Source organism: Lysinibacillus sp. FSL R5-0849 (assembly GCF_038595075.1).
In the GTDB taxonomy this organism is placed as follows: domain Bacteria; phylum Bacillota; class Bacilli; order Bacillales_A; family Planococcaceae; genus Lysinibacillus; species Lysinibacillus fusiformis.
The window spans coordinates 1,919,067-1,941,258 of the sequence record NZ_CP152004.1; the positions used below are offsets into that span (position 1 = coordinate 1,919,067).

The window sequence follows — 22,192 nt, forward strand, 5'->3', positions numbered from 1 at the left end:
GAAGAAGCCACCCTCAGCAAACAGGGTGGCATTTTTGTTTAATTAGATAAGATGCCCGCTAGCATCCATTATCGAATATATTTTTTTGCACTAAACCACATCATGATCGTTAACACCAAGAAATAAAGAGGCATCGTCAGCAAGGATTCATTGTGAAGCAAACTCATACCAGATGTGATTACACTGACAAGCAAGTAATAGCCGAGACTAAAGATGGCACCTGCTGTCCCAATGACGTCCTGAAAGTCTACCAATGCTAGACTTAAACAATTAGGAAGGGCAATGCCCGAGCCTAACAGCAAGATAAAAATGGTAACCATGATGCTCATGGCTAGCATACTAATAGGCAATGGTAAAGTACAGACAATCATTAAAAGGAAAGCGCCCATCAACATCACGGAACAACCTATATAAATAATTTGTTGAGGTGGATGCGTGGCGATAAGTCGCTTAGAGATCATCGCTCCTAAAATCGAGGCCAATGCTACGATGATGCCAAGAAATCCATAGAGTCCAGGCGTCATCTGAAAGTGACCAATGAAAATAAAAGGTGCCTCCGCATAATAGCTAAATAGCACACCGTTAATGCCCCCGATGAGCAAACCATAGACAAGAACGGTCGGCGAAGCAAAAATGCGTTTGACGACTGGCCAAATCGCTATTCTTTGCCTAGTAGCTGGTTGCGTTGTTTCAGGTAGTCTGGCATAGGCATAGATGAACAACCCTATACTCATGACCACAAGGACAAAAAATACTGCCCGAAAGCCGAGTGCTTGATCCACCCAGCCTCCAATTAAAGGTCCTACCGCAGGAGTAAACGCAATGACTGCGGAAATTTGTGCGAACATACCATGTCGTTTATTACCGGTTACACTTTCGCGCAAAATGGTTTGCGTAATAATAGAGCCAGTAGCAGCACCGAATGCTTGAATAAAACGACTGATGATTAGAATGGAGATAGTGTCCGCATAAAAACATAATGCGCTCCCTACTCCATAAAAAACTAAACCGCCTAACATGGCAGGTCTACGACCAATAATATCAGAAATCCATCCCCAGCAAAAAACACCTAATGCAAATCCAATAAAATAGATGCTTAAGGTTAATTGGACAGAGCTATTGGATACACCAAGTGCATCTGCAATGTCCGGTAGAGATGGTGTATAAATGGTTTCACTAATTTGTGGGAACGCCACAAGAACAATCATTAACAATAAAGATGGTACTGCCTGTTTTTTCAACATATTGCCCTCCTACAAGCAAATTCTACTTTGTTCGTTACAAGTAGAAAGCGTAGCTAGGGAACCGGCGGGACCATTATTAGAATACGTTCATAAGATAGCATGTTGAAATCACCTTTATATGCTTTAAGTAGGAGTGCATAGTCAGCTTTCTATTATAAACTATTTTATAATTTTTATATAGTAATAATTGCTATTTCTATTAAAATTTAAGAGAAATAACTTGTACAGAAAATGGAAATTTCATAAGATGGAATAAATATGTTTTCTCCAATAGGTAGATGAAATGGGAAAGCACATCATGACCAGTGAGCAAGACGCCATTATGCTTGATGGTTAAGGATAAGAAATGATGAAGGGGGAAGACCGATGTTTCCAATGTTAGAAACGGACCGACTTAAGTTAAGAGAACTGACGCAGGCTGATGTAGCTGCAATTTTTCATTGCCTTTCAAATGAGGAGGTCACACGCTATTATGGGCAGGAACCTTTTATAGAAAAACAACAGGCTGAACAGTTAATCAAGCATTTTGACAAAAACTACGAGGAAAAAAGAGGTATACGGTGGGGTATTGAGCTTAAAGAAACAGGAGAGGTCATGGGTACGATTGGCTATCATTTATGGTCTGCTCCCCATAAACGAGCGGAAATCGGCTATGAAATCCATCCAGATTACTGGCGTAAGGGGTACACAAAAGAAGCAATCCAGCAAGTAATCAACTATGGCTTTGAACACATGAATTTACAACGTATTGGAGCTGTCGTGTATGTAGAAAACGAAGCATCCAATCAGCTACTGCTAAAGCTAGGGTTTCAGCAAGAGGGAATTCTAAGAGACTATATGGTGCAAAAGGAAAAGGCATATGATACGTTTATCTATTCTTTGTTAAAAAAGAACAGCCACAATAACTTCAATTAAATTAGAATCAGTGAGAAATCGAAAGAAAAGTTTGTTCATCTATTGGATGTTTCATGGAATACAAATGAATACTTCAAATAGGGATTGATATGTAACGATTTTTGGGGGTGATGCTAAAAATGTTTGATACAATCGTAGTCATTATTTTAGCGATGCCATTATATGGAGTATTAATTTGGAGCTATTTCTACCCTCAAGAAAGCTTATTATGGGGAAAGCGATGGATGTACAAAGAAGAACCACAAATAGCAGATGGTGCTATTCGTTATATAAAAGTGGCATCTTTCATCAGTATTATCGGATTGACGCTAGTTTTCATTATTTTAATACTAACTCAATTTAGAAGGTGATTCTTCGTAGGGATTGTGATGTGGATGAATAGGTTTGTAGAGGTAGCAATAATTGATAATAAAGAGTTTATAAAGAATGTCAAAAGGCTACAACTCTCAACAATCGGGTGCTTTCCTTGAATAAGGAAAGTGTTTTTTATAAAGGGCCAGATTATTGAATAACATTTTTTATGACACGTACCAAACGACGCTTTGGGCATATAAGGGATTACAATGTTCGTATGATCTTCTTCAATTAATTAGGCATTTCAATTGAAATGTAACTTTATTCTATTTTTAAGAATTGTGAAAGCTGTAAGCCCAGAAATAAATATTTTTTTATAATTAGTCATTGTCAATTTTCCCTTTTATTAATGTACCTCCCAAAAATAGTTACATAATTCTATTTACAATATAATTTTACTCATTTTTTACAAGTATAGTAAATGTAAATTCCTGTTTTGAAACTATTATTATTTTTCTCAGAGTTGTTACTTTTGATAGCTAACGAATTATTCCTAAGACAGCCAAGCAACTCCCTTGTTCCAAAAATTATTTGTCTGTCATCTATGCCAATACTAATTATCGAATTGTTTCATTTTGATATAGATAGCCGAATTATAATCTCTATGGAGATTTTAAATAACAATAAAGTTGTTTATTCAACAAACGGGCCAGATTGTTGAGGAACATTTTACATAAAATGGTTATTATTGTTGAAATATAGAATAAGATTGTGAAGATCTCACTTTAACTAACGGAGAACTTTAGCAAATTATTACTGAGTTGCATAAACGACCCTTTTTTTATATTGTAGAAATAGGTGATTAAAAGTGACGATACAACATGAAAAGATAATCAATTTCTATGATAGGCGTATACTGTTCAATAAATATCGTAAAAATACACCCAGCGTAATCTTTATTGCAGGGTTAGGCGATAGCCATGAAACATGGAAAAAGGTCCAAGACCGAATATCGGATGAAACGTCAACCTTGTCCTATGACAGGGCGGGTATTGGCAGGGGTCAAGACGTAGCTGTCCCGCGAACTTGCTGTGATCTTGTTGAGGAGCTCTCCGCATTGGTGCTAGCGCTTGACGTGGAGAAGCCTTATATATTAGTAGGCCATTCCTTTGGTGGATTGGTCGCCAGATTGTATACTAGTCTTTATCCGCTGGACATCTGTGGTATGGTTTTGGTTGACGCTGCACCGGAATATAAAGAACTTGCCTATGAAAAGGTTCTACCAGAAAATCTACTTGCAGGAAATAGGGAATATTTCAAGAATCCTATGTTGAATAGTGAGAAAATTGATAAAATACAGAGTTATAAGCAAATTGTTGATTATTCAAAACAAAGTGACATTCCTCTCTCAATTATTACAAGAGGTTTACCCGATAATAATGAAGATGGATGGCCCTCACAAGAAATATTAGAAATTGAACAAAGTCTACAAGCAGAATTCCAATGGCTGTCAACGTCAAGTAAGTTCCGGATTGCTAGTCGTAGTGGACATTATATACATCATGATGAGCCTGATATTGTAATAGAAGAGATTTTATTAATGTTAAAGGAGATGGGAAAGTGAGCGAAATAAGGATGAAACTTATGAAGGATTTGCAAAGAATTGAGGAGAATGAGTATCAGTTAGGCGAAGGTGAGCAGCATCAAGATTTCTTACCTTTGTTACTTCAATATATCGGCGATCCTCAGCCAGAATTGCGGGATAACTTGATATATCCGATGTTTTATATGTGGATTAAGGAAGAGAATAGGTTCAGTGAAGAGGAGTTGCGTAGTCTCTTACCTGTTCTGACGGATGAGAACCATTTGTTCTATAATATTGGCAGCAAGGATGATCAGTCAGTCTTTACAAGGACGTTTTCTGCTTTGCCTATCGCTTTGATTATACAACGCCACAGACAGAATCCATTTTTAAATCAAGAAGAAATTGAGCAATTAATGCAAGCAATGCTCCGTTATTACAATGAGGAGAAGGATCTGCGAGGTTACCTTTCAGTAGGAGGCTGGGCTCACAGCGCGTCTCACGGTGCAGATGTTTTTGTTGAGTTGGTGCAGTGCGAGGAGAGCAGCATTGCAATGTTACATGAGGTTCTTGTCGCTATTTCTGGCATGCTACATAATGGAATACATATTTTTAGTGATGAGGATGATGAGCGGTTGGTCAATATCGTGGATACGATGATTGACAAAAAGTTACTTCCACATCAAGAAATTGCTGATTGGATTAGCTGCTTAGCGCAATGCTGCGATTTGCCGAGAAGTCGCAGTCAGGTGATTGCTCGTGTGAACAGCAAGAATTTTTTACGCAGTCTCTATTTCAGAAGGAGACAAGATAGCCAGGAGAATGAGCTTAAAACTGCAATACTTGGCACTGAGGCAAAATTAAACAGGTTTTCTATCAGTTAAAGGATTAAGGCGTTGTCCCAGTATATACGTTTAAGAACTTTCATTCAATTAAGACACTCATGTAGAAATGGGTGTTTTTTTATTATAGGGCCAAATTGTTTAATAAAGAAATTTTGCAATCTAGAAGAAATTATTGATTCTTATGTGTGCTATACTTGACTCTGCACATAACATTAATGAAAACTGCAAAGTATAATGAGACATCCCTCATGAACAAAGGAGAACTGAAAATGAGAAAACTTGTTCTATTTCTGCACGCATCGCTTGACGGTTTTGTAGAAGGGCCAAACGGTGAAATGGACATTGGCTGGGTTTCCTACGATTCTGAATTGGAGAAACACGCGAAAGAGATTCTGAGTACTGCCGACACTGTCATTTGGGGACGTGGGACTTATCAGATGATGCACAGTTACTGGCCATCTGTGCCTTCGAACCCATCAGCTTCGCAGTACGAACGGAATCATGCCGAGTGGATCGAAAAGACAGCCAAAATCGTTTTTTCCACGACGCTGGAGAAAGTCGAATGGAACAATTCCAGACTGGTGAAAGAAGATGTCGAGGAAGAGATCAAGAACCTCAAACAGGAGCAAGGCAAGGACATGGTCATCCTAGGAAGTCCTAGATTCGCACACTACCTTATGCAGCTTGATTTAATTGATGAATATAAAATTACGGTTTCTCCCGTCCTGGTCGGCAGCGGGTTGCCGTTATTCCAAGGTCTCAAGGAGAAGGTCAATCTTAAACTTATCGAAAACAAGACATTTGATTCTGGAGCCATAGGTCTCGTTTACCAGACGGGTAGATGACCTTGTCACTTAAAATAGATTACGCTAACTTTTTAAACCAACCCCAACCCCTTTTTAAGTAACAGGGGAACAATGGAAATTGTAATTGTATTATCTTGAAATCAAGTCTTCCATATAAGGGCGCGATTCTGTCACAAGAATCAGCGCTCGTTTTCATTAAAGGGCCATATTGTGGAGCAATACCACCCAAGAAATAGTCTTATGGACCGGCCTAGATAATTATGTTTAAAGGACAGTCTAGCTTACATACTAAGCTAACCAACGTTTGATAAAATGCATTACCAAGTAACTTCTTAGAAGAAACTTAGGTAATGCATTTCGTGAGTATGTCTATTTAGTAAACAATCGTATGTGGTTGTTAATATCTTTTTCTGAAAAGGACTGTTGTAAAATAGTATTTACCTCACTTCAAACCGTGGTTAGCTTTTTTTAACTGTAACAAGAAATCTTCTTTCGTGTTAGTACTTTGTACATCTTTCATATAGAACAAAATGGAGCTGCTATCGGCAGGTTCCCGCATGTCTTCGACGACCACATAGGTAATGGGAGCGCCACTTTGTTTTATTAAATTTTGCAGCTCAAAGAAACGGTCCAATTCATTTTTTAAAAGGTAGCCATTTCAATTGGAGTAGCAGTATATAAATAAAGAGCATGCTTTTTCGTTTCATCCGAAAAGAGTATGCTGATCTCCTTATTAGTATAGTCTGGACCTTGAAACCCGAGGCCTTCAATAGCTGGAATCACTTTATCCAATTTGTGCAATGAAAGAGTCTACTCCTAAGACTGAGCAGTTAAGCAAATCAACAATGAAAACAGTAATATCAGAGAAACAGTATCCCTATTATATTTGTGAACAATTAGTAGAGTTTCAATACATGAAGGATTTATTCATAGTAAACTCGATGAAAGCTATGGAAGACAAAGACAAAGAAAAAGATATTTTAGAAACAGCAATCAAGATGGATAAGATTTTAGACAATATGGAATATATAAAAGTTCCTGATAAATACAAAGACATTCACAAAGACATACAAGTAGGGGTAACAGATGCAAGAAAAGCAACAAAGCTTATTAAAGACGCTAATAAAGAGGATAAACCGAATATGCAAGAAGCTGTACTAAAAAGTACTCCACATTTATCAGGTGTAGATAGGGAAAATTGGAAAAGTGCACTATATGAGTTAAGTAAGGAAAACAAAGATGCTTATGGTAAAGCACTTGATAAATTAATGAAAGAACATGCGGAATAATATAGTACCATACAACAATTATAAGGGAGAAATTATTCTGGGAGGTAATGGCCTTCCTAATCGTTATGGTTACAGTGAGGGCTATAAAATGGTAAAATCCTATCTTGATTTGCACCCAAATGTAACCCCAGAGGAATGGACAGCGCTAAGTGCAAAAGAAATTTTTGAAAAAGGAAACTATCTTGAAAACTATAAATAACAAATCAATGCATGAATTGACATATATTCTAGGGGTAAATATATGTTATTGATTAGTTAAAAATCATTGAGTTGCGTATGCAGCTCTTTTTTCAACAGGGTGCTTTAGTTCAATAACGATCTTCAACAAAAAAATGGTCAACCAGAAATATTTTCTGGCTGACCTTATAATACGATCGGGCGCGTTTATTTAGGAACGCGTTTTTTCCTTTTAAAGGGTCATATTGTTGAAGAAGACTCTTTAATGAAGAAGATGAAAATTTCCTCGAGCAGATCATTGACAATAAAGAAGGATGGTTTTTTTACTGACTTGGTTGAAAGGCTATCTGGAATACAGAGTTCACGGAATACGAGGAGGACGTGTAAAATGAAAAACAAACCCGGGATGGGATTCCCGGGTTTGTTTTTACTTATTGGCAACTATGACCAATTTACCTGTATCCAGTTCTTTTTCGAATTGAGCAGCTTCCGATTCACTTAATCCGACAGAAGCTAACTCATTGCGGAGTTCATCTCCACGGGAATTCACCAGATTCTTCATAAAAGTCAGGAACCCTTGCTCGCCAATGCCAGCTTCTTCTGTCCCGAGTGCTTCGTTAATATCATCTTCACGTTCTTCATAGTGCGCAAAGATGTAAATGTTATCTCGAAGATATCCTTGCGCTTCTAATTTCTCCACTTCTTGTTTCGCCTGTACTACGTTTTCTACTGTCAATTTGACTGTCATTATTTATCCCTCCTAAGAATGTTCACATTCAATCTATTCCACTAAATTGAATGAATAAAACATTTTTTTAGTTTTTAATTATGTAGAGTGGCATTAATAACTAATGGAATACTAATGAACAACTCGAAAACAATGTAAGTTGTTATTCTATAATTGGGTACTATTCTATTTAGGGATTGTACCTTATTCAAGAATAGGGCGCAATTCTGCAACAAGAACTGTGCTTTTCTTCATACCGATTAGACTGTATATAAAAGATTCCGTGAACAAATATACTTAAGCTATAACAGCAGAGGAAAAGGATTTGAACGTCAATGGTAGCTTTTATTCATTTTCCATTATATGTATAATTAGGGTGTGTTATTTTTTTTATTATGTTAGGAGGGATACAAATGGGCATTTATCCTGATTGCCCTGTTATTGTTAAATCAATAGAAATTGGTGGACTAACAAAATGGCAGCTTATTCAAAAGTTACAAGAACATTCAATCTCGATGAATCATTATGGTGAGCAATTATTATCTGATGATCAATTTATTACTTCTGAAACAAAGTACAGCCTAAATACTATTGAACTGGTTGTTAGGAATCTTGGTTTTCCTGATGGAGCTACTATGCCTCAGCTTATAAAACAAGCGAATAAACTTGGTTTGGAATTATGTCCACTTGAGGTTGGACCTTACGTAAGACTTGAATATTTAGACCAAGCTGAGGGAGATTTAGGGAATTCTCTACAACAACATCAAGCTCCTTCTGGATCCATCACAATAGCATCAGAGATAATACGTGATGATGATGATTTTCCTAAAGGATTTTACCTTAGAAAAATTGCCGGCGTACTATGGCTACGTGGTTATGTTGCTGACGACTTGCATATTTGGAATCCTGATGATCAATTTATCTTTAGGAAAACAGAGAAAATGTAAAGAAGGGGAAATAAGAATGATTGAATTACGAAAAATAACCGGTGAAAACATAGAAGAAGTCATAGCACTTGAGGTTGAAGAAAAACAGAAGGACTTTTTAGAAACTACGAATCTCAAAAGTTTTGCAGATGCTCATATGTTGAATACAGACGGGATACCAGCGACTCCCGTTGCCATTTATCTCGATGAAGTTGTGGTTGGGTTTATGATGTATATTTATGATACGTTAGATCATGAATCATTTGAAAATGAAGATTATTACGGAAAGAAGAGCTATTTTATATGGCATATGATGATTGACAAAAGGTATCAAAGGAAAGGATATGGCAAACTTGCCTTTGAAAAAATGTTGATGGAAATTGAACAGATGCCATATGGGGAAGCGAAGTATGTAACTCTCTTTTATCATACAAGCAATGCCAAAGCTAAAACATTATATGCTTCCTTTGGCTTTGTAGATACAGGCATCATTCAGGATCACTCGATGTTGGCGATAAAGCATTTAGAAAAGTAAATAACCTTAGCTTACTGAAAGTAATGAGGCTTCTCGACTCCTCACCAAATTTAATAGTTATACCCCAATCGGATGCTTTGAAATAAGAAAGCATCTTTTCTTTATGAAGCAGGCTAGATTGTGCAATAACACTTCTTGATAAAAAGGTTCGCTGACCAATTCACAAATTTATTAACAATATTTATAACTATTTCAGTCTAATTACCGATAGCATTTTAAGTGATTTTCCTTTATTGTTAATAGGTCGTAAAAGACACTATCAGGAATATCCTGCAAATATTGAAATGATAGGTGGAAAACAATGAATTATCAAGTTTTATTATATTACCATTACACAAAGATTGAAGATCCAGCTGTGTTTTCAGCAACGCACTTAGAAATGTGTAAAGAGATCGGTTTAAAAGGTCGTATTTTAGTAGCCAATGAAGGCATTAACGGTACTGTTTCAGGTACGATTGAGCAAACAGAGCAATACATGGCAAACATGCAAGCTGACCCATTATTTGAAGGTATTGTCTTCAAAATTGATGCGGCGGATGATCATGCCTTCAAAAAAATGCACGTACGCCCTCGACCTGAGTTAGTAAACTTAGGCTTAGAAGAAGACGTAAACCCGCATGAATTAACAGGTCGCTACCTGTCACCAGAACAATTCCTTGCAGAAATGCAGGATGAAAATACAGTCGTATTAGATGTGCGTAACACATATGAATTCGATGTCGGCCATTTTCGTGGTGCGATTCGACCAGATGTAAAAAACTTCCGGGATACACCGGAATGGGTACGTGAGAACCGCGAGTTATTCGAAGGGAAAAATGTGTTAACATATTGCACGGGTGGCATTCGTTGTGAGAAGTTTTCAGGTTGGATGAAACGTGAAGGCTTTGGTGATGTCGGTCAATTACATGGCGGTGTTGCAACATACGGAAAAGACCCTGTTGCGAAAGGCCAATTATGGGACGGACAAATGTATGTATTTGATGAGCGCTTAACGGTGCCCATCAATCAAGTAGAGCATGTGATTATCGGTCGGGATCATTATGACGGAGAGCCTTGTGAACGTTACATTAACTGTGCAAATCCTGAATGTAACAAACAAATTATCGCATCTGAAGAAAATGAAGCCAAGCATTTAGGTGGCTGTACAATTGAATGTACAAAGCATGAGCGCAACCGCTACATCGTGCGTCATAATTTAACAGAAGAACAAGTAGCCCAAACGATTGAGGCGTTACAAGTTTAAGTATGAACAGCTAGTTAAACATACAAAACAATATTAAATATCTTTCCCTCTACTAACTATATAGAGGGACTTAAAACACTCAGTGTAAGTGTTCGAACTATCCATTTCAAAATCGGACTAGTTTGCTCGCTTACATGGGGTGTTTTTTCTTTTGTAGGAAAAGAGTAAATGACTGTAGCTGTTTAGAGTAAATGATCACAGGGTATTCAAAAAATGTAACCGCATTTAATTAGTGCAAGCTCACAAAGTGTTTTTAAAATAATTAATATAGGAGATGATTGATAATGGCAAACCCACATCTAACCGACCCACGTAAGAAATATCATACGGGAAAATTCCCAGATCAAGAACAGAACACTCCAGCGCTACAGAATGAAATGAGCCCCAAACCTGACTGTGGAGAAGAATCATATAAAGGATACAATCGTCTGGAAGGGCGCAATGCCTTAATTACCGGAGGCGATTCTGGGATTGGTCGTGCCGCTGCTATTGCCTACGCACGCGAAGGGGCGAATGTGGCCATTCAATTCTTCCCGGGCGAAGAGGAAGATGCCAACGAAGTCAAAACATTAATTGAAAAAGAAGGCAGAAAAGCACTACTGCTACCATATGATTTACGGGAAGATGGTACTGCGACAGAGATTGTTACAAAAACAGTGGAAGCCTTTGGTGGATTGGACCTGCTGGTATTAAATGCTGCGCAACAAATCGCACAGCCATCTCTAAGTGACCTAACAATCAACCAAGTGCAAGACACTTTCAAAGTAAACATCATCAGCATGTTCGAGACCGTCAAAGCTGCTGAAGAGCATCTGAAGCCAGGAAGTGCAATTATTACCACCACATCAGTTCAATCTTTCGATCCATCCTCATCTCTCATGGATTATGCCGCTACAAAAGGTGCGATAAGCAACTTTATGGTATCCCTGTCCTCGTACTTTGCTTCTAAAGGTGTCCGTGTCAATGGTGTCGCACCTGGCCCGATTTGGACGCCGCTTCAGTTGGATAACGGGAAATTAGAAGGAGAAATACCTGAGTTTGGTCAAAATACTCCTCTCGGCCGTGCGGGACAGCCAGTAGAGCTTGCACCCGTTTATGTTCTTCTGGCCTCGGATGAAGGAAGCTATATCACCGGTCAGATATATGGGGTGACAGGCGGCAAGCCAATAGATTTGTAAGCTTGGGTATGTGATAAATAGACTCCCTCGAAATCAGTGATGTTTCTTAGACTACTACTTTAATAGGGCAAGGGAACGGATATTAGTTAGTAAACAAATAGACCTAAGATATCCCAACTCGACAATGAATATTTGTATGGAATAATGTAGGAGGTAACAGTAGCTATCGTTATCAGGGAGGATAATAATAATCCTGCAAAATGAACTTTCTAAAGCTATTTAGAGTAGTACCATGAATTTAAACTTCGTCTCTTCTATAAGGCGGAGTTTTTATTTTTTTTGAATGGATAATTTACTTATAATTGGAACTTATACTCATTTTGACCGTATTAGAGTAAACGGACTATGTCAGTTAGAAGAGCTACATATAAAAAAGGAGAAAATGAAATGAATATTTATTTAGTACTATTACCAATGGTTAGTATGTTGATAGGTTTGTATTTAGTTTGTTTGGGACTCTGGGAATTAAGAGTTGGCATAGATAGGAAAAGATTTATAACCTTCTCATTTACAGGGCTATTTTTGATTTTTATATTACCGAATATGTTTAGTTTTTTAAATGTAATGGTTAATAACTTCTAATAAATATCTATTAGCGAATTGATTTATGGGGGCTTTACTTCCATATGGAGTAGAGTTTTTTCTACTAAAAGTAGCGGAGCAGGATAGTTGGACAAACCCAACGTTCAAAAGGCTTATTCTTTATATTTGAAAGGTTTCATTTAAATCATCGGGTTGCATTTTCTCATTCAATATCAGATGAAATTAAGGAATTAGAAGCCCAGTTACTTGAAATGCGGGCGAGATGTACTTTATTAACTGTGTCACCAGAGAATTTAGAGCAAAGAATAATATGTAGAAGAAATCCTCATGAATGGGAGGGGAAAACCTCAAAAGAAATGAAATTGGCATGTGAATTATTATTAGAACAACAACCAGCGTATAGGAGTCAAGCAGCAAATTCAATCATTCCTACAATTGAAATAAATACTGATAATAAAGATTGGGAATCCTACGCAAAACAAATTTACTTATTTAACGAATTGCTGCTTTAGTGCGGCAAGCATTTCAAGAACCTTCCCAAAAGAAGCTTAAGAACGTTTGTGCTTTGACTAAAAAATAAATTTGTTAAATGACACACTTATAGGGGCCGAAATATGGATAATATAATAAAAAAACTAGCTGAATTGGAAAATGAATTAAAAAAGCCATTTCCTACTAAGGATATTAATAAAATATGTGAGGATTATCGAACAGAATTTTTGAATTTACCTGATGTGGTAGATTTCTATGAAGATTTTCGTTACTACTGTGTGAACATATCAGGAACGTTAAGTTATGTTTTAGGCGATGTAATAAATCAAATTCCAGAGGGACAAATTGATATGCTATATAAGTCTTTTTTTGAATACTATAATCAATATGAATTTTTGGAAGGCCAAATAGCAAACTATCATCATTTTTTTCAAGAATATAAAACCCATGAACAAACGAGAAAATGGTTATTACAACTGTTGTCAAATAACCACTATCCATTTAAACGACAGAATCTATACACAAAAATAAATTTGAAATGAACTTGAAAATTTTTGTTATAGTTAGCCCATTCTGGATTATGTTTTCTGACGCAAGATCCACCGATATATGATAAACACCCTCATAGTTGTAATTATGAGGGTATTCGCTAATTATTTGACCAATGCTAGTAAAAACTGGTCTCGATCCGTTTCTTCCTGCATTTTACTATCTACTAACATCGCACCTGATTGAACTTTTGTCCTGTCATTGTCCACAAGGAATTGCATATTGACCTTTGTAACTTTATTATCAATGGAGCAATCTCCTTCGAACTCGACTACATCCTGTCTTTTCTGTGTTTCAAAATAAACCCAATACGGATTTTCGCAGGCAGCAGCAAAGCCATTTTCTAATGTTTTTGTACTATTTTCATAAGAATAGTTTTTTACATATGTAATATATTCATTGTCTGTAATATCCTTTTGTGGACCATAGAAGTACCAAAACACCCCTAAAATACCGATGGGTACAATCCACAATATATTCCTTTTACTTAATTTCCCCATACCTTGCCTCCCCCTTTATGAGAATATTTTAACATCTTCCTCCGCATTTTTGCTAGCTTACGATAATATTTTCTAAAGAGAGAGTTGTTTCTGTTGATTTCACATATTTTGAATTCATTCGTTAGATATGATAACGTTAGCTGGTAGAATGATATGCTACTACTAATGGTTGGATTGAGGAGGTTTTTTCATGCATAAAAGAAGACGTGGCTTTCTCGTATTTCTTGTGCTGATTTTAATGGGTTTGCTCTTTTTTATCGGTATGAAGATGAGACCAGCCACACAAACGACTAGAAATTCGGAGTCACCCCCAGTCCAAGAGCATAGCGATACTGCTACTGAGGGCGGCGATACCGGAAATCTTGACGTAGTCATTCAGGAAATTGTCAACCTAGCGGGAGAAGGGAAAGTACCTGATGTGCCATTTACCGCAGGGGAATCAGATAGTCGTACGGTTCATCAGCAATGGGGGGACCCTCAGCAAGTAATGGAGACCGCTAATGCACAATACGAAGATTTTCTTCAACAAGAGATAACGATTGGCTTTCAACGTACAAAAGCTTTCGATATCCGTTCGTTTAAAGCAAATATAAGGAATATTCATTTAGCAGATATTAAAAATAAGTTAGGCGAGCCGGATGAGGTCCGCTATTATCAGGATACAAAGACCGATCAAATTATTTTGGTGTATCAAGTGAACGCCAACTATCAACTAAAGTGGATTTTGCCAAAGCCGACTGACAATGAGGCCAATCCTGCTGTTCATCACATCTCTGTCTATACAGAAATAACGGATGAGATAGCAGAGACGATCAACCAGATGACATTGGATGAAAAGCTTGGTCAAATGATGTTTGCGGGTGTTTCAGGCACATCCCTTCAGCAAGAGACTAAAAGTTTGATTCGTGATTACAAGATTGGAGGATTGATTCTTTATGCCAATAATCTTGAAACACCACAGCAAACGGTCTCACTGATGAATGATTTGATGACAGCGAATGGGACTAATCGACTGCCACTATTCTTGGGAACTGACCAAGAAGGGGGGAAAGTAGTCAGATTACCGGGGCCGTTAAAAAATTTCCCGACGAACCAAAAGATTGGGCAAATCAATCAACCACAATTCTCCTATGAGATTGGAAAATTGTTAGGGGAACAATTAAAGGCATTTGGCTTCAACCTAGACTTTGCCCCTGTCATGGATGTGAACAGCAATCCGAACAATCCGATTATTGGGGATCGTTCGTTTTCTAATAAGCCTGATATCGTTAGTCAATTAGGTATTCAGACCATGCAAGGTTTAGAAAGTCAGCAGGTGATTCCGGTCATCAAGCATTTCCCTGGTCATGGTGATACATCAGTAGATTCTCACTTAGAGCTTCCTAAAGTGTCGAAAAGTCTTGACGATTTAAATAAGCTGGAGCTTATTCCATTTAAAGCGGCCATTGATAAGGGTGTTGATGTGGTGATGGTCGGCCATATTTTATTACCTAAAATCGATCAACAATTCCCTTCATCGATGTCGAAGGAAATTATTACTGGGCTATTAAGAAATCAGCTTGGCTTTGATGGGGTTGTAATGACCGACGATATGACGATGAAAGCCATTACGAATCATTTTAGTATCGGGCAAGCTGCTGTAGATTCTGTGAAGGCGGGAAATGATATTATTTTAATTGCCCATGAATTCGCCAATGTCACAACGGCCATAGATGCATTGAAGGCAGCCGTAAAGAACGGAAAAATCTCAGAGCAGCAAATTAATGACAGTGTCCGTCGAATCATTCAGCTGAAAGAAAAATATCAGCTTGTGAATCATCCGGTATCAGCAGTGGATCTGAAGAAGCTCAATGCTCGTATGGACCAATTATTAAATACGTATATGAAATAAAAGAGAAAGGGATATACATATCGATATGTATGTCCTTTTTTGTGAATGATAGAGAAGGGTGAAGGCATGGATAAGGAATTCAAATTAGCTAGCCAATTATTAACTTTGCTAGATGCTGAGCAAAGATGGTTTACCTTAGCAGAGGTTGAACAAAGTTTACATATTTCTGATAAAACGATACGAAAGTTAGTGGAGGAGATTAGTTCGCAATTGCCATCAACGATGACCATTGAAGTGTCTAGAGGAAAGGGCATTTTTCTACAACGTGATGGGCGCAGTACAACGGTTAGTGAAGTGATTGCCAGCATGTTCAGGCAAACAACCTTTTATCAACTTATGGATGTATTGTTTACAAATGAGGATCACTGCTCAATGGAGGAGCTTGCGGAAGCCATGTTTATGAGCACTTCCTCTTTGAAGAAATTGATTATGCAATTAAATAATGATGATTTAAAGCCATATCAATTACGAATTTCATACTCGACGCCAGCAGTAAAGGGAAATGAATTGAATATCCGCTATTTTTATTGGAAATTTTATGGGGATGCTTACGAGTTTACGGGGTGGCCATTTACGAATAGTGACTTTGATGTTATTCATCAATTAATCACAACTATAGAGAATGAAAAAAATATTGTTTATTTCATCAATTCCAAAAGGAAATTATCCTTTTTAGTAGCAATTGTTCTGGAACGAATAAAAAAAGAGAACTACGTAAAAATGAATGACGGTCATTACCTGTGGGAAAAAGGTATTTTCTATGGGCCCGTAAAAAAACTTGCGAAGACACTGGAAGAAAGATTTTCAATGGAATTGCCAAATAATGAATTGTTTTTCCTGCAAGCGCTATTTAGTCTAAGCCAATATCATTATTATGAAGGGTCAGAGATGACACCACAGAAAGAAATCGAATTATACAAGAATAGAGAAGAAGATCAAATGGGCCAGCAGCTATTAGCTTTATTGGCAGAGGCTTACCCGAATTTAAATAGGAATGAGCGATTTATTTTGGAAGTATATGAGTTCCTTGACAAGCTTTTAATCGATAATGCCATTCCTGAATGGATGATGATTTCAAAAAGTAATTTAACCGCGTATGTTCACCATGAGTGTCAGCAAATTTATCAAGATATGGAGACGTGTCTGCACAAGTGGCAATTAATCTATCCTTCTGTTCGATATAATGACTATCATCTAACAAAATTAACATTACTTGTTCGTTCTGGCCTTAATTATAAAAGTAAAAGTGCTTTTTTGGTCATTGGTGAGGAGTTTTCAATCCGCCATTATATAGCGAATCTAATAAAAAATGAAATAGGGGATCAACTGATTATTAATACGTCCATTTTGAAAGGACTTACTGACGAAATGGTCCAGCAGCAACAGATTGATTTTGTTATTAGTAATTTCCCTGTTGACCTAAAGACTGTGCCAGTTGTCATTATTTCAACGATTCCTTCCAAAAGAGATTTAGATAACATACGGAAAGAATTACTTCAGTAATTTGGTCAAATATTTTCCGTACACAACGTAATAATCTGGTCTAGTTGATCATCGTAAAAAAATCTTATACTCATAGTAGTTTCTGGACGGATTCCTTTTAAGAGGAGTCGGTTTGGAAATAGCTATGGGTATTTTTTGATGGTAAATGAAAACGGTTACCTAATGGATTGTAGATAAATTTTATGACTTGGAGGAATAGAAATGAGTAGGCATTTAAGTGCAAAAAAGGGAGAAATAGCTGAAAGGGTATTACTTCCTGGTGATCCTTTACGTGCAAGGTTTGTAGCGGAACATTTTTTAGAAAATGCATTTTGCTATAACGAAGTAAGAGGGATGTATGGCTACACGGGGATGTACAAAGGTGTGCCGATATCTGTTCAAGGGACAGGGATGGGCAATCCGTCGATGAGTATTTATGGTACTGAACTGGTAAACGATTATGGCGTGAAGCAAATGATTCGTATCGGCACATGTGGTGCGATGCAAAAGGAAATTAATATCCGTGATATCATCCTCGCCCAAGCAGTATCCTCAGACAGTAATTTGACGGAGAAAATTTTCTTAGGCAATAATTATGCGCCTACAGCAGATTTTTCTTTATTAATGAAGGCGTATCAGCAGGCACAAGGTAAAAAAGGAAATGTCTTTGTAGGCAATATATATAACTCGGATGAATTTTATCGTGAAACATTAGACAGGCTTCACAAGTTTATGGAATTCGGTGTGCTAGGGGTAGAAATGGAGAGCACAGCGCTCTATACGCTAGCTGCTAAATATGGGGTAAAGGCATTATCCATTTTGACGGTAGGGAGTCAATTACTCACAAATGAATGCTTAACACATGAGGAAAGCGAAAAGTCCTTTTATGAAATGGTGGACGTTGCTTTGACTACCATTATCGATGAATAGTGCCGTGTAAATGGGTAGAAGGACAGCAAGAAAGTGATGAATGTCATTTTGTCTGGATAGCAGTGGAGGGTATTGAAAATGGTAGCTCCATTGCTATGGTAGATTTAGCTAATTTAACGCCCGAAAAACGTCTAGGCTGATCCAGTGGACAAGCTAGGATTCGTTAAATGTTGATGGTACACGTGGAAAGTTACGGAGGGGAATAGATGCATTATTTAATTTCTATAGTAGGTTTACTGTTAGTTTTATTTTTAGCATGGGTTGCGAGTAATAATAAGAAAAAGATTAAGTATCGTCCAATCATTGTGATGATTGTCATCCAGCTTATACTAGGATTTCTTCTGATTAAAACAAGTATCGGAGAATTATTAATTAAAGGATTTGCTGATAGTTTTGCCAAATTACTAGAGTATGCAAACGAAGGGACCAATTTTGTATTCGGTGGGATAGCTAATGAAGGAGCGCATACTTTTTTCCTGTATGTGTTAATGCCCATTGTTTTTATGTCCGCAATAATCGGAATATTGCAACATTATAAAATCCTTCCGTTTATTATCAAGTATATTGGTCTAGTACTAAGTAAAATAAATGGAATGGGAAAACTAGAATCTTATAATGCGGTCGCTGCAGCTATAGTAGGACAAAATGAAGTATTCATCTCGGTGAAAAACCAAATTGGATTTTTACCGAAGCACCGTCTCTATACATTATGTGCTTCTGCGATGTCAACTGTATCGATGTCAATTGTTGGTTCCTATATGACGATGCTAGAGCCCAAGTATGTAGTCGCCGCCTTATTATTAAACTTATTCGGTGGTTTTATTGTCGCCTCTATCATTAACCCGTATGAAGTGAAGGCGGAGGAAGATATAATCGAAGTGCAAGAAGGCGAAAAGCAAACATTTTTTGAAATGCTAGGCGAATACATTATGGATGGTTTTAAAGTAGCCATTATAGTTGGCGTTATGTTAGTAGGCTTCGTTGGGTTAATTGCCCTTATTAATGGTCTGTTTAATGGCATATTCGGCATCTCGTTCCAAGGTATCTTAGGGTATGTTTTTGCGCCAATTGCCTTTCTTATGGGTGTACCTTGGCATGAAGCGGTTAATGCGGGTAGTATTATGGCGACAAAGCTTGTGGCCAATGAATTTGTTGCTATGCTGGACTTCGTTAAAATCCAAGATAGCTTTAGTGAACGTACGGCAGCCATTGTATCTGTATTCCTTATATCCTTTGCAAACTTTGGCTCCATTGGGACTATCGTAGGTGCCGTAAAAGGGCTACATGAAAAGCAAGGCAATGTGGTTGCGCGCTTTGGATTAAAATTGCTCTATGGCGCTTCACTAGTCAGTGTTTTATCGGCAATCATTATCGGTATTGTATTTTGATCGATTAACTATAAAAATAATGAAGGCTTTAAGACGAGACACACCTTGATAGTTTACCTATTAAGGTGTTTTTATGATGGCGGTGTACGATTGAACATAGAAGTATTTAATACTTAATGAATATGTAAGGAATGAGAAAGAAAAAAGTGATGATTGACAGCTACAATGAAAATAGATTGAAAGATTGGTGAGAAGATAAGGAGGCTATAGGAAATGGGCATGATGATAGGGATTATTACAGGTGCAATAATAGGGGTTGTTTTATTATGCATCAGCTTCATATTATTTTGGATAGGGAAGAGAAAGAAAGAAGAAAACCGATATGCAATATGGGTGATGGTTGCAGGTTTATTAGCGTTAATTACTTCTGGGAGCAATGCTTTAAACTATTTCTTATGAGGAAGTGGGAGCAAAAGGGCGGTATCTATGTATCGCCCTTTGATGTGTACCACCTAAAATGCCCTAATTATTGAGGGAATTTAAAATGTACCTTATATTCTTTTTCATCCCAAATAAGATGCGCATTGAAGGTTTTTTGTCCCTTTTTAAACCCTTTGATCATGTCTGTTTCACCAGTGGCAAGTAGCTTTCTTACATTTGTCTGTGAAATGGTTTTACTGAGAATTTTCTTTGAAACTGAGAATTTACAGTTGGCAGTTTTATAGTTTGAACAGCCGTAAAAAGTACCATGATCTAGGATAGAGCCATCGCAAAGAATACACTTTCCGACAACAGTTTTTTCTTTTTTATATTTCTTTTGATAAGGATTATTGGCACTGATTTTGTCGACTTCCTTTTGATCGAATGCCCATACTTTTTCACGTTCATGCGCATCTGTAATCAATTTATAGGTGAGCTTTTTTACTTGCTCCATAAATGCTTGAGGAGAAGCATGTCCTTCACCAATTTCAGATAGTCGCTGCTCCCATTTTGCGGTCATCGAGGGTGATGTCAGTAGGCTGTTTTCACCTAATGCTTCAATTAATAACATACCTTTAGATGTAGCAAATACTTGGTTTTTCTTTATTTCAATATAGTTTCTGTCTTTGAGTGTACCAATAATGCCGGCTCGTGTTGCTTCAGTTCCTAATCCTTCCGTTTTAGATAAAACCTTTTCTAACTCAGCATCATCTAGGTGTTTACCGGCTGTTTTCATTAATGTAATTAAATGACCTTCTGTATATCTATTAGGTGGCTGTGTTGCCCCTTTTTTAACGGTAGCTTGAGCCACAGTCCCGAGCTCATTTTCATGAAGAAGCGGAAGCATTTCTTCTTCCTCTTGAGATGCATTTTCTTTAGATAGATAAATGACTTTACGCCAACCCTCCTCAATTTGCTCCTTCCCCTTCGAAATGAACTCAGCTCGTTTATCGACAAGCGAATGAATCGTTGTGTACGCAAAAATGGCATAGTTATAATGTGCTGCAATGACTTGTCTCGCTACTAAATCGTAAATCTTTTCTTCTTCCATGCTTAGCTTAGCCAGGTTAGGTATTTGATCTGTCACAATGATCGCATGGTGGTCCGTAACCTTCTTCTCATTGACATATCTTTTGTTATTCATAATTGAATTTGTTGGGGGAGGAAGAAGGTTTTTATATTTATCTATTTTGCTCAAATTGTTTAATATAGTTGGTAGTGTTTTGGCTTCTTCACTTGTTAAAAATTGCGAATCTGATCTTGGGTATGAAACTAAACCTTTTACATAAAGCTTTTGTAAAATATCAAGAGTTTTTTGTGGCGAAAACTTATAAGACTTATTTGCTGTAGCCTGTAACGCGGACAAATTAAATAACAGAGGCGGTGCGTATTCCTTCGTCTCTTTATTTATTTTCGTTATTTCTACATTTTTATGTAGACAGAAATTAGCAATGGCTATCGCTTGTTTTTCCTCCGATACTCTTGACATATTATTTTTATGCCATTTTGCTTTTAGCATTTTACCTGCGAAATGAAAGACTGCTTCGACTTCCCAAAAAGGTTCTGATTCGAAATTCGCGATTTCATGTTCCCTATGAACAATTAACGCAAGGGTTGGGGTCTGAACTCTGCCAATGGAAAAGACATCTTTGACACCGTTTTTCTTAAGTAGGACCGTATATAATCTCGACGTATTCATGCCAATTAACCAATCTGCGCAGGAACGACTTAATGCTTCGTAATAAATATCCTTCGTTTTCGCTTCGGGCAGTAAATTTGAGAAGCCATTTTTGACCGAGTTTTCCGTTAAGGACGATATCCATAATCGTTTCATCGGTTTGTTTACACCACATACCCTTAAAATGGTACGAATGATTAATTCTCCTTCACGCCCGGCGTCTCCACCGATTATAATTTCTTGAATGTCTGGTCTTTTAACTAGATTTTTTATGATAGTAAATTGTTTATACTTAGATTTAGAAACTTTATATTCAAATCGATCGGGAATAATGGGTAATGTTTCTAATTTCCACTTTTTCCATGTTGGATCATATTCTTCTGGTGTTTTTAATTCACATAAATGCCCAATTGCCCAAGTAATAATGGCTCCATTGGGAAAATATGAGTTGGCTTTGACTTCAAAGTATCCTGTCTTTTTAGTAAAAGAAAAGGGAGCAGCTAACTTGGCAGCCTGATCTGGTTTTTCTGCAATTACTATTTTCATCTATCATTCTCC

The 22,192-nt window shown here is 37.3% G+C and carries 23 protein-coding genes and 1 pseudogene; 19 read left to right on the top strand and 5 right to left on the bottom strand.

All coding sequences use genetic code 11. The features are described 5' to 3' along the window. Positions 1-68: 68 nt before the first annotated feature. Positions 69-1,241 carry a multidrug effflux MFS transporter gene (locus MKY80_RS09190; protein WP_043990054.1) on the bottom strand — a complete coding sequence of 391 codons (1,173 nt, stop codon included), beginning with the start codon at positions 1,239-1,241 and terminating at the stop codon, positions 69-71. Between the two features lie 369 nt (positions 1,242-1,610). Here MKY80_RS09190 and MKY80_RS09195 point away from each other — a divergent pair, with 369 nt between their 5' ends. The 5 genes from MKY80_RS09195 (at position 1,611) to MKY80_RS09215 (ending at position 5,725) form a co-directional block, all read left to right on the top strand. Beyond that, on the top strand, positions 1,611-2,159 hold the full coding sequence (locus tag MKY80_RS09195; protein WP_239355034.1) for a GNAT family protein: 549 nt from the start codon (positions 1,611-1,613) through the stop codon (positions 2,157-2,159). A gap of 110 nt (positions 2,160-2,269) precedes the next feature. Then, positions 2,270-2,509: a hypothetical protein gene (locus tag MKY80_RS09200; RefSeq protein ID WP_342532660.1), complete on the top strand. Its 240-nt coding sequence runs from the start codon at positions 2,270-2,272 to the stop codon at positions 2,507-2,509. A gap of 812 nt (positions 2,510-3,321) precedes the next feature. After that, positions 3,322-4,077, top strand: a complete 756-nt coding sequence (locus MKY80_RS09205; protein ID WP_342532662.1) for an alpha/beta hydrolase — start codon at positions 3,322-3,324, stop codon at positions 4,075-4,077. Further along, positions 4,074-4,919, top strand: a complete 846-nt coding sequence (locus MKY80_RS09210) for a DUF2785 domain-containing protein (RefSeq protein ID WP_342532664.1) — start codon at positions 4,074-4,076, stop codon at positions 4,917-4,919. Before MKY80_RS09205 ends, MKY80_RS09210 begins: the two co-directional genes overlap by 4 nt. A gap of 230 nt (positions 4,920-5,149) precedes the next feature. After that, entirely contained in the window at positions 5,150-5,725 is a 576-nt protein-coding gene (locus tag MKY80_RS09215) for a dihydrofolate reductase family protein (protein ID WP_342533024.1), read from the top strand. A gap of 603 nt (positions 5,726-6,328) precedes the next feature. On the opposite strand, the gene MKY80_RS09220 is transcribed toward MKY80_RS09215, so the two are convergent. After that, a complete protein-coding gene (locus MKY80_RS09220) occupies positions 6,329-6,487 on the bottom strand; it encodes a hypothetical protein (RefSeq protein WP_342532666.1) in 159 nt (52 codons plus the stop codon). Here MKY80_RS09220 and MKY80_RS09225 point away from each other — a divergent pair. Both MKY80_RS09225 and MKY80_RS09230 read left to right on the top strand, forming a co-directional pair. After that, positions 6,487-6,975 carry a hypothetical protein gene (locus MKY80_RS09225; protein WP_107921882.1) on the top strand — a complete coding sequence of 163 codons (489 nt, stop codon included), beginning with the start codon at positions 6,487-6,489 and terminating at the stop codon, positions 6,973-6,975. The genes MKY80_RS09220 and MKY80_RS09225 overlap by 1 nt on opposite strands. A gap of 28 nt (positions 6,976-7,003) precedes the next feature. After that, positions 7,004-7,174, top strand: a pseudogene (locus MKY80_RS09230) (DUF2268 domain-containing putative Zn-dependent protease); the annotation flags it as partial. Between the two features lie 405 nt (positions 7,175-7,579). On the opposite strand, the gene MKY80_RS09235 reads toward MKY80_RS09230, so the two are convergent. Further along, entirely contained in the window at positions 7,580-7,900 is a 321-nt protein-coding gene (locus MKY80_RS09235; RefSeq protein WP_089984804.1) for a general stress protein, read from the bottom strand. A 392-nt stretch (positions 7,901-8,292) separates the two neighbouring features. Between MKY80_RS09235 and MKY80_RS09240 the strand changes: the two genes are divergently transcribed. The 6 genes from MKY80_RS09240 (at position 8,293) to MKY80_RS09265 (ending at position 13,338) form a co-directional block, all read left to right on the top strand. Then, positions 8,293-8,826 (top strand): helicase, encoded by a 534-nt coding sequence (locus MKY80_RS09240; protein WP_342532669.1) that lies wholly within the window; start codon positions 8,293-8,295, stop codon positions 8,824-8,826. A 16-nt stretch (positions 8,827-8,842) separates the two neighbouring features. Next, positions 8,843-9,340: a GNAT family N-acetyltransferase gene (locus MKY80_RS09245; RefSeq protein ID WP_139150586.1), complete on the top strand. Its 498-nt coding sequence runs from the start codon at positions 8,843-8,845 to the stop codon at positions 9,338-9,340. A gap of 301 nt (positions 9,341-9,641) precedes the next feature. Beyond that, a complete protein-coding gene (locus tag MKY80_RS09250; protein ID WP_008175955.1) occupies positions 9,642-10,583 on the top strand; it encodes a rhodanese-related sulfurtransferase in 942 nt (313 codons plus the stop codon). Between the two features lie 284 nt (positions 10,584-10,867). Continuing rightward, positions 10,868-11,761, top strand: a complete 894-nt coding sequence (locus MKY80_RS09255) for an SDR family oxidoreductase (protein WP_089984799.1) — start codon at positions 10,868-10,870, stop codon at positions 11,759-11,761. An 821-nt stretch (positions 11,762-12,582) separates the two neighbouring features. After that, a complete protein-coding gene (locus MKY80_RS09260) occupies positions 12,583-12,816 on the top strand; it encodes a hypothetical protein (RefSeq protein ID WP_128472280.1) in 234 nt (77 codons plus the stop codon). A 102-nt stretch (positions 12,817-12,918) separates the two neighbouring features. Further along, positions 12,919-13,338 (top strand): YxiJ family protein, encoded by a 420-nt coding sequence (locus MKY80_RS09265; RefSeq protein WP_089984797.1) that lies wholly within the window; start codon positions 12,919-12,921, stop codon positions 13,336-13,338. A 111-nt stretch (positions 13,339-13,449) separates the two neighbouring features. On the opposite strand, the gene MKY80_RS09270 is transcribed toward MKY80_RS09265, so the two are convergent. Then, complete coding sequence (locus MKY80_RS09270; RefSeq protein ID WP_008175965.1) at positions 13,450-13,845, bottom strand: hypothetical protein; 396 nt, start codon at positions 13,843-13,845, stop codon at positions 13,450-13,452. Positions 13,846-14,035: 190 nt separating this feature from the next. On the opposite strand from MKY80_RS09270, the gene nagZ reads away from it, so the two are divergent. From nagZ to MKY80_RS09300, 6 genes are all read left to right on the top strand, one after another. Continuing rightward, on the top strand, positions 14,036-15,736 hold the full coding sequence (nagZ, locus tag MKY80_RS09275) for a beta-N-acetylhexosaminidase (RefSeq protein ID WP_089984795.1): 1,701 nt from the start codon (positions 14,036-14,038) through the stop codon (positions 15,734-15,736). A gap of 66 nt (positions 15,737-15,802) precedes the next feature. Further along, complete coding sequence (locus tag MKY80_RS09280; protein WP_237068771.1) at positions 15,803-17,239, top strand: helix-turn-helix domain-containing protein; 1,437 nt, start codon at positions 15,803-15,805, stop codon at positions 17,237-17,239. Between the two features lie 201 nt (positions 17,240-17,440). Further along, positions 17,441-18,148 (top strand): purine-nucleoside phosphorylase, encoded by a 708-nt coding sequence (gene deoD / locus MKY80_RS09285; RefSeq protein ID WP_008175971.1) that lies wholly within the window; start codon positions 17,441-17,443, stop codon positions 18,146-18,148. Beyond that, a complete protein-coding gene (locus tag MKY80_RS09290; protein ID WP_164908691.1) occupies positions 18,148-18,288 on the top strand; it encodes a hypothetical protein in 141 nt (46 codons plus the stop codon). The genes deoD and MKY80_RS09290 overlap by 1 nt, the downstream gene beginning before the upstream one ends. Before the next feature lie 66 nt (positions 18,289-18,354). Next, on the top strand, positions 18,355-19,536 hold the full coding sequence (locus MKY80_RS09295) for a NupC/NupG family nucleoside CNT transporter (RefSeq protein WP_008175975.1): 1,182 nt from the start codon (positions 18,355-18,357) through the stop codon (positions 19,534-19,536). A gap of 213 nt (positions 19,537-19,749) precedes the next feature. Continuing rightward, positions 19,750-19,935 (top strand): hypothetical protein, encoded by a 186-nt coding sequence (locus MKY80_RS09300; protein WP_342532678.1) that lies wholly within the window; start codon positions 19,750-19,752, stop codon positions 19,933-19,935. A 67-nt stretch (positions 19,936-20,002) separates the two neighbouring features. On the opposite strand, the gene MKY80_RS09305 is transcribed toward MKY80_RS09300, so the two are convergent. Further along, positions 20,003-22,180: a DNA topoisomerase III gene (locus MKY80_RS09305; protein WP_342532680.1), complete on the bottom strand. Its 2,178-nt coding sequence runs from the start codon at positions 22,178-22,180 to the stop codon at positions 20,003-20,005. Positions 22,181-22,192 lie beyond the last annotated feature (12 nt).

Excerpts from the sequence above, each read along its gene's own strand:
- MKY80_RS09195 (WP_239355034.1), top strand. The coding sequence starts at position 1,611 with ATGTTTCCAATGTTAGAAACGGACCGACTTAAGTTAAGAGAACTGACG.
- MKY80_RS09200 (WP_342532660.1), top strand. The coding sequence starts at position 2,270 with ATGCTAAAAATGTTTGATACAATCGTAGTCATTATTTTAGCGATGCCA.
- MKY80_RS09215 (WP_342533024.1), top strand. The coding sequence starts at position 5,150 with ATGAGAAAACTTGTTCTATTTCTGCACGCATCGCTTGACGGTTTTGTA.
- MKY80_RS09225 (WP_107921882.1), top strand. The coding sequence starts at position 6,487 with ATGAAAGAGTCTACTCCTAAGACTGAGCAGTTAAGCAAATCAACAATG.
- MKY80_RS09235 (WP_089984804.1), bottom strand. The coding sequence starts at position 7,900 with ATGACAGTCAAATTGACAGTAGAAAACGTAGTACAGGCGAAACAAGAA.
- MKY80_RS09240 (WP_342532669.1), top strand. The coding sequence starts at position 8,293 with ATGGGCATTTATCCTGATTGCCCTGTTATTGTTAAATCAATAGAAATT.
- MKY80_RS09245 (WP_139150586.1), top strand. The coding sequence starts at position 8,843 with ATGATTGAATTACGAAAAATAACCGGTGAAAACATAGAAGAAGTCATA.
- MKY80_RS09250 (WP_008175955.1), top strand. The coding sequence starts at position 9,642 with ATGAATTATCAAGTTTTATTATATTACCATTACACAAAGATTGAAGAT.
- MKY80_RS09255 (WP_089984799.1), top strand. The coding sequence starts at position 10,868 with ATGGCAAACCCACATCTAACCGACCCACGTAAGAAATATCATACGGGA.
- MKY80_RS09265 (WP_089984797.1), top strand. The coding sequence starts at position 12,919 with ATGGATAATATAATAAAAAAACTAGCTGAATTGGAAAATGAATTAAAA.
- MKY80_RS09270 (WP_008175965.1), bottom strand. The coding sequence starts at position 13,845 with ATGGGGAAATTAAGTAAAAGGAATATATTGTGGATTGTACCCATCGGT.
- nagZ (WP_089984795.1), top strand. The coding sequence starts at position 14,036 with ATGCATAAAAGAAGACGTGGCTTTCTCGTATTTCTTGTGCTGATTTTA.
- MKY80_RS09280 (WP_237068771.1), top strand. The coding sequence starts at position 15,803 with ATGGATAAGGAATTCAAATTAGCTAGCCAATTATTAACTTTGCTAGAT.
- deoD (WP_008175971.1), top strand. The coding sequence starts at position 17,441 with ATGAGTAGGCATTTAAGTGCAAAAAAGGGAGAAATAGCTGAAAGGGTA.
- MKY80_RS09295 (WP_008175975.1), top strand. The coding sequence starts at position 18,355 with ATGCATTATTTAATTTCTATAGTAGGTTTACTGTTAGTTTTATTTTTA.
- MKY80_RS09300 (WP_342532678.1), top strand. The coding sequence starts at position 19,750 with ATGGGCATGATGATAGGGATTATTACAGGTGCAATAATAGGGGTTGTT.
- MKY80_RS09305 (WP_342532680.1), bottom strand. The coding sequence starts at position 22,180 with ATGAAAATAGTAATTGCAGAAAAACCAGATCAGGCTGCCAAGTTAGCT.